Origin of the sequence: Rhizobium sp. M10 (genome assembly GCF_002531955.1) — a bacterium.
GTDB classification, from domain to species: domain Bacteria; phylum Pseudomonadota; class Alphaproteobacteria; order Rhizobiales; family Rhizobiaceae; genus Rhizobium; species Rhizobium etli_C.
In genome coordinates this window covers 294,890-304,370 of record NZ_NWTA01000007.1, presented here as the reverse complement: position 1 = coordinate 304,370, position 9,481 = coordinate 294,890, and the positions used below count along the sequence as shown (strand labels likewise).

Here is a 9,481-nt window from a genome sequence, read left to right as displayed (position 1 = left end):
GGTCAACGTGGCCGATCGTGCCAATGTTGACGTGCGGCTTGTTGCGCTCAAACTTACTCTTTGCCATTTGAATGCTTCCTGTGAACGAAATGGTGGCCCCGGCGAACCGGTTTAGTGCCGCCGTTTAAGGCTTTCGGCGAAATTGCGCAAGACTTAATTGCAGACGCCATTCTTGGCGTGAAGGCGCATATGGGAGACAATTCGCCGCCTGCAAGGCGATTCGCCGCAGCCCTTCCAAAAATCACTGGAATCTTAGAGAAAAATCGGACGGATACATCAAGGATGAGCCGCAGTCGGCGGCATCGACACCCTCGCCTACGGCAATAGCGGCGAGCTTCCAGCCGAGGCTGAAACATGGCTCACGACGATCGTGGCTGCGATGGTATCAACCGGCTGTACGGGAGACTGGAGCGGGTAGCGGGAATCGAACCCGCGTATTCAGCTTGGAAGGCTGCTGCTCTACCATTGAGCTATACCCGCGGGATGGTCCGATCCGATGACGAATGGTGGAGAGAGTTGGATTTGAACCAACGTAGGCTGAGCCAACGGATTTACAGTCCGTCCCCTTTAACCACTCGGGCATCTCTCCAGTTTTCGTCCGGATCGTTCGACCAAGTTCGTCAGACTTCGAAGCGTTGCCGCCCGTCGTCTGCGCCGCGTATATGACCGGAGCATTTCCGTCTGTCAACACGATGACAACGGAAAAAACACGAAAAATTTCATTCGCGGCCGAAAGCCGGCATATGAAAGAAAGCCTATGCGGCAGCCAACGCCATAGCTATAAAGCCGCATGAGCAAAGACAAGAAATCCGGCGGCAAGGCCGCAGCAGACCCATCCGCCAAGGATACGCATTACGCCAATCTCAGGCGTGCGCACCGCGACGCCAAGCGCGAACGCGGCGAGATCCCGACACCTCAGCCGCAGAAGCGCAAGAGGGCTGAGGATTGGAAGCCGCCGGCGCTGGCGCCCGACCAGGTCTATCTCTACGGCCTGCATACGGTACGCGCAGCGCTCGACAATCCCGAGCGCAAGAAGATCAAACTCTCCGTGACGCAGAACGCGCTCGCGCGGCTTGAAATCGACGTCGAGACGCTCGGCATTGCCTTCGAGATCGTCTCGCCGCACGAGATCGACAAGGTGCTCGGCCCCGAGGCGATCCATCAGGGGGTCATGCTGGAGACACGGCCGCTGCCGGTGCGCCGGCTCGAAGCGCTGAAGGACAGCCCTCTCCTGCTCGTCCTCGACCAGGTGACCGATCCGCATAATGTCGGCGCGATCATGCGCTCGGCGGTCGCCTTCAATGCCGGGGCGGTGATCACCACCCAGAGACATAGCCCGACCGAGTCGGGCGTGCTCGCCAAATCCGCCTCCGGCGCGCTGGAACTGATCCCTTATATACAGATCACCAATCTCGCCGATGCGCTCGGCGAATTGCACAAGCTCGGTTTCTCCACCATCGGCCTCGATTCGGAAGGGCCGGCGCCGCTCGAAGGCACGTTTTCGGGCGACAAGGTGGCACTGGTACTCGGCTCGGAGGGCAAGGGGCTCCGGCAGAAAACACGCGAGACCGTGACCGCGCTTGCCCGCCTCGACATGCCGGGCGCGATCAAATCGCTGAACGTGTCGAATGCGGCGGCGATCGCGCTTTACGCGGCGCGGCTTTACTTAAAGGCATAGGCTGGCCACGGGCCGCGGCAGCCTGACGCTGATGAGCCATGACGGTGCGTCGCTTGGCTTCACATGCGCGCCGACGGCAATTTCGACAAGTCCAGGGAAGAAGGCGGCAAGCCGCTTTCACTCGGCGCCGCGACGCGGCGTTAGCTCCGTGTCTTTTGCATGTCGTTATCCCGGAACCGCTGCACACGTCCGGGCGACATGCATTAGACAGGAGAAATCCACTTTTGCCTTGGAATGACCTTCTGGAGCACTATGATCGGGCGGCGATCGATCGTAGCGACCGGTCACAAGCAAGAAGGAGCGATCCCCATCATGGCCATTCGACCGCTGATTTTCGGTATCCTGTTCATCGCGGCCTTTGTGGGAATCATCCTCAGCATCATCTGGGTGGACACTTCGCATCCGGTCCACCAGCCCGATCCTTTGTCGCCGACGGCACCCGGCCCCGCGACGCCGGGACCGGTGCAATAAGCCGAGAGGAACGCCGGACGGCGATTGCGCGTTAATCCCCACCGAACGAGGATTGAACGCTCATGCGCATAATGATCGCCGTCGTCGCCTTCATGGTCGCCTCCGTTCTCAGCATCGCAATCCTGTCGCCTTCCGGCGCCGGCCAGACCGGCAAGAGCGACAGGATCGAGGCAAGCGTCAACGAACCGGGCCCTCATTGAGCTGACGGCCCGGGCGATTCGCAACGGCGCTCAGCCGCGATAGAGCCAGAAGGGGACATCGCGATCACGATGGCGCCACTCGCGGCGTTCCTGCCACCGCTCGGCACGCCACCGCCGCCAGCGGCGGTCATCATCGCGCCAGTCGGAGCGGCGCCAATCGCGCCGATCGCGCCAGCCACGGTCGCCACGCCAGTCACCGTCATCACGCCAACGATCGCCTCGCCAGCTGTCGCGAATTTGGACGACATCTCTCTGCGCCGTCATCCCGGGCCGTTCGGCCGGCATGGCGGAAGCAGGTGCGACGGAGGCAAAAGCCGCACCGGCGGCAATGGTTGCGGTGAGAATAATGTGTGCGAGCTTCATGGCTGCGTCCTCATTGATGATGAGGAGACAATGCCCCGGAGCGGCTGAACTGCCGCTGAAGCAGTCCTTCAGGCAGGGTTCATCGAGGGACAGCGGATCGGATAATAGGGATGGTGCCCCCGGCAGGGTTCGAACCCGCGACCCCCTGATTACAAATCAGGTGCTCTACCAACTGAGCTACAAGGGCAATAGCTGCCCAACTAACAGATTCTGCGATCCTGTAAAGGAAAATCCGATCCCCGTGGACGGTCCGACTTGGCGGCAAAACGCCGGGACGTGCAAAACGGCCTTGTCGCAACGGCCTTTTATCCTTTAGCTAGAGCAGCTTCACAAAGGGCATTGCATGGGCCGTTCATTTCAGACGCTTTCGTTTATCGCCTCGCCGACGATGGAGGCGCTCGCCGCGCGCGAAGAGCTGATTCGCATCTATGGCGACGTGCCGCAGGACAAGGCGGACGTTATCGTCGCGCTCGGCGGCGACGGGTTCATGCTGCAGACGCTGCACAGCACGATGAACTCCGGCAAGCTGGTCTACGGGATGAATCGCGGCTCGGTCGGTTTCCTGATGAACGATTACAGCACGGATCGGCTTCAGGAGCGCATCTGCGTCGCCGTCGAAAACGCCTTCCGGCCGCTGAAGATGACGACGGCCAATGCCGACGGCACCAATTCAACGGCCCTTGCCATCAACGAGGTCTATCTGTTCCGCCAGTCTTATCAGGCCGCCAATCTCAGGGTCGTGGTCGACGGGCACGTGCGCCTGGAGGAGCTGATCTGCGACGGGCTGATGGTGGCCACCCCAGCCGGATCGACGGCCTACAATCTTTCCGCCCATGGCCCGATCCTGCCGCTCGAGGCGCCGCTGCTCGCCATGACGCCGGTCAGCGCCTTCAGGCCGCGGCGCTGGCGGGGGGCTCTGCTTCCCAACAAGGTGACCGTCGATATCGACGTGCTCGAGCCGGTGAAGCGGCCGGTGAATGCGGTGGCCGACAATACCGAGGTCAAGTCGGTGCTGCATGTCCGCATCGCCCAGTCGGAGCATATGACGGCGCGCATCCTCTCCGATCCCGACCGCTCCTGGTCCGACCGTATCCTCGCCGAGCAGTTCAAGGATTGAGACGATGGCAATGCGACGGATATTGATGACCACGATTTTCCTCGTCGGATGCTCGGCCGCCATCGCCGCTCCCGCTCAGGACGCCATCCTGCCGGCTTCGGTGATCTTTGCCACCAGCACCGGCTACTGGGAGGACGACGGCAACGCACCTGATATCGAGCGGGCGCCTTCCGCGGCCGAGAATGTTTCCGCCCCTCAGGGAAAGCGCCATGGCTATTACAAGCTCTTTGCCGTGCGCCAGCCGGATCGGACCTCGAAGGTCTATCTGCAGCAGATTGCCCAGACGGAGACCGGCCCGGCGATCGCCTCGACCGTCGAGCTGCAGGAGATCAGCGACCTGAAGCCCTACGTGACCGATATACGCCCGGAGAATTCGAGCGGCATCAGCAAGCAACCCGGCCTCTTCGCCACCATCTATCTGAAGACCGAGCCGGCGGCCGAGCCGGATGGCTGGACGGTGCTGATCGACGAATTCGGTGACATCACCGTCGAGAAAGCGACCAATTGAACAGCGAGACGCTGTTTGCACAGGCTTGGACGATGAAACTCGGCTTTCGCGACGGGGTACTTTACGACGATCAACGACCGGACTGGGACGCAGCCGGCCCGCGGCCCGTCAGCTGGTTTTTGTGGTATCCGGCTGCCGATGACGCACGGGAAAGCGATATTCGGGAACGAAGCTGGTTTCGCAAGGCAGCGGTCGCACGCGACGCGCCGATTCGGCCGGCAAGCAGGCCTTATCCCCTCGTCCTGCTGTCGCACGGCACCGGCGGATCTGCGGCGGGGCTGGAATGGCTGGCGCGGCGCCTGGTGGAGCGCGGATTTGTTGCGCTCGGCGTCAACCATCACGGCAATACCGGCATCGAGCCCTATCGGGCCGAAGGCTTTGCCTGTCTCTGGGAACGGGCGCCGGACCTAAGCCTGATGCTGGACCGCAGTCGCGACTGGCTCGGCGATCTCGCCGGCCGGATCGATACAGCCCGTGCGTTTGCGGCCGGATTTTCGGCCGGAGCCTATAGCGTCATGCTGCTTCTCGGCGCCGTCGCCCGGTTCTCGCAGTTCGAACCGTCAAGGCTGAAACCGGGTGGGCCGCGCGGCCCAAGGGAATTTCCCGACCTTGCCGATCATATCCCCTCGTTGCTGCGTGAGAGCGATGTGTTTCGCCAGTCATGGTCCCGCATGTCGCGATCCTATCGAGACGACAGGATCAAGGCCGCGCTCCTCTGCGCGCCGGGTCGCTCCGTTCTCGGTTTCAGCGAGGACAGCCTGAAAACGGTCGAGGCACCCGCTCTTATCCTGGTCGGCGATGCCGACAGGGCGGCACCGGCCGAAGAATGTTCTGCATGGCTGCATGCGCGGCTGGCGCGCAGCGCGCTGAAGATCTTCGGCGGCGGCCTCGGGCATTATGTCTTCGTACCGGAGGGCACGGGATTAGGCTTTGCCTTTGCGGCCGAGCTCTTCACCGATCCCCCTGATATCGCGCGCGCAGCCATCCATGACGAGACCGCCGATCTGTCGGCAGCGCTGTTTCAGGGCGGCGACATCCGCGCCATCGCCTGAACGAAGAAGGCCCCGTCTCCGGGGCCTTCTCGCCATTCGATCTCGCGGCTGCCTGTCAGTCGACATCCTCGACGACCGCGTCGGCGGCGCCGCTGATGCGGTGGGCAAGGGCCGCTTCCATGAATTCGTTCAGGTCGCCGTCGAGCACATCGTCCGGCGCGCTGCTGGCGACGCCGGTGCGCAGGTCCTTGACCAGCTGGTAAGGCTGCAGCACGTAAGAGCGGATTTGGTGGCCCCAGCCGATATCCGTCTTGGAGGCGGCTTCGGCGTTGGCGGCGTCCTCGCGCTTCTTCAGTTCCGCTTCATACATGCGGGCGCGCAGCATGTCCCAGGCCTTGGCGCGGTTCTTGTGCTGCGACCGTTCCTGCTGGCACTGTACGACGATGCCGGTCGGGATATGGGTGATGCGCACGGCCGAGTCGGTGGTGTTGACGTGCTGGCCGCCGGCGCCCGACGAACGATAGGTATCGATGCGGCAATCGCCTTCGTTGATCTCGATCTGGATCGAGTCGTCGACGACGGGATAGACCCAGATCGACGAGAAGGAGGTGTGGCGACGCGCATTGCTGTCGTAAGGCGAGATGCGCACCAGACGGTGCACACCCGATTCCGTCTTCAGCCAGCCATAGGCATTGTGACCCTTGACGAGCAGGGTCGCGGATTTGATGCCCGCCTCTTCGCCGTCGTGGACTTCGAGAAGCTCGACCTTGAAACGCTGGCGTTCGGCCCAGCGGGTGTACATGCGCAGCAGCATGTTCGCCCAATCCTGGCTTTCGGTGCCGCCGGCGCCGGAATGGACTTCGAGATAGGTGTCGTTGCCGTCGGCTTCGCCGGAGAGCATGGCTTCCACCTGGCGGCGCGCAGCCTCGGCCTTCAAAGCCTTCAGCGTGTCTTCGGCTTCCTTGACGACACTCTGGTCGCCCTCTTCCTCGCCAAGCTCGATCAGCTCGATATTGTCGTTGAGCTGCTGTTCGAGCTGCTTGACGCCGTTGATGCCGTCATCCAGCTGCTGGCGCTCGCGCATCAGCTTCTGCGCTTCGGTGGCGTCGTTCCAGAGGTTCGGATCCTCTGCCTTGTTGTTCAACCAGTCCAGTCGTCTTATCGCCTGGTCCCAGTCAAAGATGCCTCCTCAGCAGGGTGATAGCCTGCTTGGTTTCATCGACCACGTTTTCGATTTCGGCTCGCATTTTCCTGCTTTTCCGTAACTGTCTTTTCAGATGCTGGTGAATAGAGACGCCCGCCGCGGATGTAAAGAGCCGCGGCCGGCGTTCAAAATTCGGCGATGGTCAGAACAGGCCGGGCGTGCCGGTCTGGACAGCCTGGTTGGCCTGCGGCGAGGTCTTCAGGATTTCTTCCGGCGCCATGGTGCTGTCCATGCCGATGACGGAGAAGCTATCGGCCGGGCCGGTTCCGGGCTTGAAGGCCTCGATGATGGTGTTCGGATCGCCGTCGACGGCGGCCATGCCGGTCTTGCGGTCGATCGGGATCAGGTTCATGCCCGGCGGAATGACGAACTTCGATTCCGGCGTGTCCTTGACGGCGGCCTGCATGAATTCGTTGAAGATCGGGGCGGAGAGACCGCCGCCGGTGCCGCCGCGGCCGAGCGGGCCCGGCGTATCGAAGCCCATATAGAGGCCTGCGACCAGATCCGGCGTGAAGCCGACGAACCAGGCATCCTTCTCGTCGTTGGTGGTGCCGGTCTTGCCGGCGACGTCACGGCCGCCGAGATCGATCTTGCCGGCGGCGGTGCCGCGCTGAATGACGCCCTGCATCATCGAGGTGATCTGATAGGCGGTCATCGGGTCGAGAACAGTTTCGCGGTTGTCGACGACATTCGGCTCTTCCTGATTCTGCCAGTCGCTGGCATTGCAGCCCTCGCACAGGCGCTCCTCATGCTTGAAGATCGTCTTGCCGTAGCGGTCCTGGATGCGGTCGATCAGGGTCGGCTTGATCTGCTTGCCGCCATTGGCAATGACCGAATAGGCCGAGACCATACGCAGCACCGTCGTGTCGCCGGCGCCGAGCGACATGGAGAGAACCGGCAGCATGTGATCGTAGATGCCGAAGCGTTCGGCATATTCGGCAACGATGTTCATGCCGAGATCGTTGGCGAGGCGCACCGTCATCAGGTTGCGCGAATGCTCGATGCCCGAACGCAACGTCGACGGGCCGCCGGATTCGCCGCCGTAGTTTTCCGGCCTCCAGACCTGGCCGCCCGAGACGATTTCGATCGGCGCGTCCATGATGACGGACGCCGGCGTATAACCATTGTCCATCGCCGCCGCATAGACGAAGGGCTTGAACGACGAGCCCGGCTGACGCATCGCCTGGGTGGCGCGGTTGAATTCGGACTGGGCATAGGAGAAGCCGCCGACCATGGCGAGCACGCGGCCGGTCTTCGGATCCATGGCGACAAGGCCACCCTGCACCTTCGGCGGCTGGCGCAGGCGATAGGAGGTCGACGCCTCGTCACCGAGCTTCTCGACATAGACGACGTCGCCCGGGTTCAAGACGCCGGCCGGCGTTTTTGCGGTCTTGCGCGAGCCGTCCGCCGAACGGTAGGCCCATTGCATGTTCTTGGCGTCTATAGTGCCGCGCTGCCGGTCGGCCGCGACCTTGCCGCTGCCGTCCTTGGCCGGCTGCAGGCCGATGTCGACATTGCTGTCCGATGCGGCGAGCACGACGGCGAGGCGCCATTCCGGCACGTCGGACAGCGCGGGAACATCGGCAAGCGCCCTGCCCCAGTCACCGCTTGCATCGATCTGCTTGATAGGCCCATGGAACCCGCGGCGCTCGTCATAGGTCACGAGGCCATCCTGCAGCGCCTTGCGGGCAGCAAGCTGCATCTGCGGATCGAGCGAGGTGCGCACCGAAAGGCCGCCCTCGTAGAGGACCTTCTCGCCATACTGATCGATCAGCTGACGGCGCACGGCTTCGGCGAAAAAGTCGGACGCGAAGAGCGAGGGGCCAGTGCTGCGGGCAGTCACGCCGAGCGGCTGCTTCTTGGCGTCCGCGCCGTCGCTCTGGCTGACATAGCCGTTCTCGACCATGCGGTCGATCACCCAGTTGCGGCGCTCGAGCGCAGCTTCGGGATGGCGGAAAGGATGATAATTGGCCGGACCTTTCGGCAGCGATGCCAGATAGGCGGCTTCGGCAACGGTTAGTTCGGTAACGGATTTGTTGAAATAGGTGAGCGCGGCGCCGGCGATGCCATAGGAATTCAAGCCGAAAAATATCTCGTTCAGGTAGAGCTCGAGAATCTTGTCCTTGCTGTAGGCCTGCTCGATGCGGAAGGAGAGAATTGCTTCCTTGATCTTGCGGTCGATCGTCTGATCCGAGCTCAAAAGGAAATTCTTGGCCACCTGCTGGGTGATTGTCGAGGCGCCGACCGGGCGGCGGCCGGAACCGAAATTCTGCAGATTGACGAGGATTGCCCGGCCAAGGCCGGTCAGGTCGACGCCCGGATGGTTGTAGAAATTCTTGTCTTCGGCCGACAGAAAAGCAGCCTTGACGCGGTCGGGGATGGCCTGGATCGGCAGGAAGAGACGCTTTTCCTTGGCATATTCAGCCATCAGAGCGCCGTTGCCGGCATGCACGCGCGTCGTCACCGGCGGCGCGTAGCTGTTCAGAACGGCATAGTCCGGGAGATCCTTCGCGACATTGGCGAGATAGATGGCAATACCCGCCGCCGCGACCAGAAACAGGACGCAGGCCATTCCGAAGAAATATCCAAGAAGTCTAACCATATTTTCAGCTACCGGTCTCTTCGATCTTCAATCGGCACAGACGCAACGATTGCACAGATCAAGGCAATTTGCACGTTGCGCGCGGCTTACTCCATGAGCGCTACCGCTACAAGCCGATTCCGCGCTTCAGGCTGTGAAACATAGGCCGGAGTAACGGCGTGAATGTGAGCAAAATAGGGCCCTGCCCGCCGCATTCATCGCTGCGGCCGCGTTTCATCGGAACTGTCACATCCAAGCAACGCCCCTGCCCGCCGCCAATCCGGAGCGCGCGGCTGCGAAATTGATTCAAGCGGCGCACTCAACTCTTTGTTTTTACGGGTATCGACCTTAATCAACCGGCCGGCGC

At 62.1% G+C, this 9,481-nt stretch carries 9 protein-coding genes, 3 tRNA genes and 1 pseudogene; 6 read left to right on the top strand and 7 right to left on the bottom strand.

The window, feature by feature from the left end; genetic code table 11:
* From CO671_RS34000 to CO671_RS14680, 3 genes and pseudogenes are all read right to left on the bottom strand, one after another.
* A pseudogene (locus CO671_RS34000) lies at positions 1 to 67 on the bottom strand (elongation factor Tu); the annotation flags it as partial.
* Positions 68 to 406: 339 nt separating this feature from the next.
* Positions 407 to 480: transfer RNA gene (locus tag CO671_RS14685), tRNA-Gly, on the bottom strand.
* A gap of 24 nt (positions 481 to 504) precedes the next feature.
* Positions 505 to 589, bottom strand: a tRNA-Tyr gene (locus CO671_RS14680).
* A gap of 201 nt (positions 590 to 790) precedes the next feature.
* Here CO671_RS14680 and rlmB point away from each other — a divergent pair.
* The 3 genes from rlmB (at position 791) to CO671_RS33735 (ending at position 2,349) form a co-directional block, all read left to right on the top strand.
* Complete coding sequence (gene rlmB / locus CO671_RS14675; protein ID WP_097606505.1) at positions 791 to 1,678, top strand: 23S rRNA (guanosine(2251)-2'-O)-methyltransferase RlmB; 888 nt, start codon at positions 791 to 793, stop codon at positions 1,676 to 1,678.
* Between the two features lie 312 nt (positions 1,679 to 1,990).
* A complete protein-coding gene (locus CO671_RS33740) occupies positions 1,991 to 2,149 on the top strand; it encodes a hypothetical protein (protein WP_164517777.1) in 159 nt (52 codons plus the stop codon).
* A 62-nt stretch (positions 2,150 to 2,211) separates the two neighbouring features.
* The gene (locus tag CO671_RS33735) at positions 2,212 to 2,349 is read left to right on the top strand and encodes a hypothetical protein (protein ID WP_010028938.1); all 138 of its coding nucleotides are present in this window, start codon (positions 2,212 to 2,214) and stop codon (positions 2,347 to 2,349) included.
* 30 nt (positions 2,350 to 2,379) lie between these two features.
* On the opposite strand, the gene CO671_RS14665 is transcribed toward CO671_RS33735, so the two are convergent.
* Positions 2,380 to 2,712, bottom strand: coding sequence for a hypothetical protein (locus CO671_RS14665; RefSeq protein ID WP_097606503.1), 333 nt, complete (start codon positions 2,710 to 2,712; stop codon positions 2,380 to 2,382).
* Positions 2,713 to 2,823: 111 nt separating this feature from the next.
* Positions 2,824 to 2,899 (bottom strand) — tRNA-Thr (locus CO671_RS14660).
* Between the two features lie 156 nt (positions 2,900 to 3,055).
* On the opposite strand from CO671_RS14660, the gene CO671_RS14655 reads away from it, so the two are divergent.
* The 3 genes from CO671_RS14655 to CO671_RS14645 are packed head-to-tail and all read left to right on the top strand — an operon-like array spanning position 3,056 to position 5,389.
* Complete coding sequence (locus tag CO671_RS14655) at positions 3,056 to 3,829, top strand: NAD kinase (RefSeq protein WP_097606502.1); 774 nt, start codon at positions 3,056 to 3,058, stop codon at positions 3,827 to 3,829.
* Positions 3,830 to 3,833: 4 nt separating this feature from the next.
* Positions 3,834 to 4,337 (top strand): hypothetical protein, encoded by a 504-nt coding sequence (locus CO671_RS14650; protein ID WP_097606501.1) that lies wholly within the window; start codon positions 3,834 to 3,836, stop codon positions 4,335 to 4,337.
* 32 nt (positions 4,338 to 4,369) lie between these two features.
* Positions 4,370 to 5,389 (top strand): dienelactone hydrolase, encoded by a 1,020-nt coding sequence (locus CO671_RS14645; protein WP_097606529.1) that lies wholly within the window; start codon positions 4,370 to 4,372, stop codon positions 5,387 to 5,389.
* 55 nt (positions 5,390 to 5,444) lie between these two features.
* Here the strand turns inward: CO671_RS14645 and prfB are convergent.
* Both prfB and CO671_RS14635 read right to left on the bottom strand, forming a co-directional pair.
* Positions 5,445 to 6,576 (bottom strand): peptide chain release factor 2 gene (prfB, locus tag CO671_RS14640; RefSeq protein WP_097581562.1). Its coding sequence is split into 2 segments (ribosomal slippage): positions 5,445 to 6,506 and positions 6,508 to 6,576, totalling 1,131 coding nucleotides; the frame shifts between segments, so codons are not numbered across the junction.
* A gap of 99 nt (positions 6,577 to 6,675) precedes the next feature.
* The gene (locus CO671_RS14635) at positions 6,676 to 9,135 is read right to left on the bottom strand and encodes a penicillin-binding protein 1A (protein ID WP_097606500.1); all 2,460 of its coding nucleotides are present in this window, start codon (positions 9,133 to 9,135) and stop codon (positions 6,676 to 6,678) included.
* Positions 9,136 to 9,481: the final 346 nt, after the last annotated feature.

What these genes read in the sequence shown, in the direction of transcription:
- rlmB (WP_097606505.1), top strand. Translation starts at nt 791, where the DNA reads ATGAGCAAAGACAAGAAATCCGGCGGCAAGGCCGCAGCAGACCCATCC.
- CO671_RS33740 (WP_164517777.1), top strand. Translation starts at nt 1,991, where the DNA reads ATGGCCATTCGACCGCTGATTTTCGGTATCCTGTTCATCGCGGCCTTT.
- CO671_RS33735 (WP_010028938.1), top strand. Translation starts at nt 2,212, where the DNA reads ATGCGCATAATGATCGCCGTCGTCGCCTTCATGGTCGCCTCCGTTCTC.
- CO671_RS14665 (WP_097606503.1), bottom strand. Translation starts at nt 2,712, where the DNA reads ATGAAGCTCGCACACATTATTCTCACCGCAACCATTGCCGCCGGTGCG.
- CO671_RS14655 (WP_097606502.1), top strand. Translation starts at nt 3,056, where the DNA reads ATGGGCCGTTCATTTCAGACGCTTTCGTTTATCGCCTCGCCGACGATG.
- CO671_RS14650 (WP_097606501.1), top strand. Translation starts at nt 3,834, where the DNA reads ATGGCAATGCGACGGATATTGATGACCACGATTTTCCTCGTCGGATGC.
- CO671_RS14645 (WP_097606529.1), top strand. Translation starts at nt 4,370, where the DNA reads ATGAAACTCGGCTTTCGCGACGGGGTACTTTACGACGATCAACGACCG.
- CO671_RS14635 (WP_097606500.1), bottom strand. Translation starts at nt 9,135, where the DNA reads ATGGTTAGACTTCTTGGATATTTCTTCGGAATGGCCTGCGTCCTGTTT.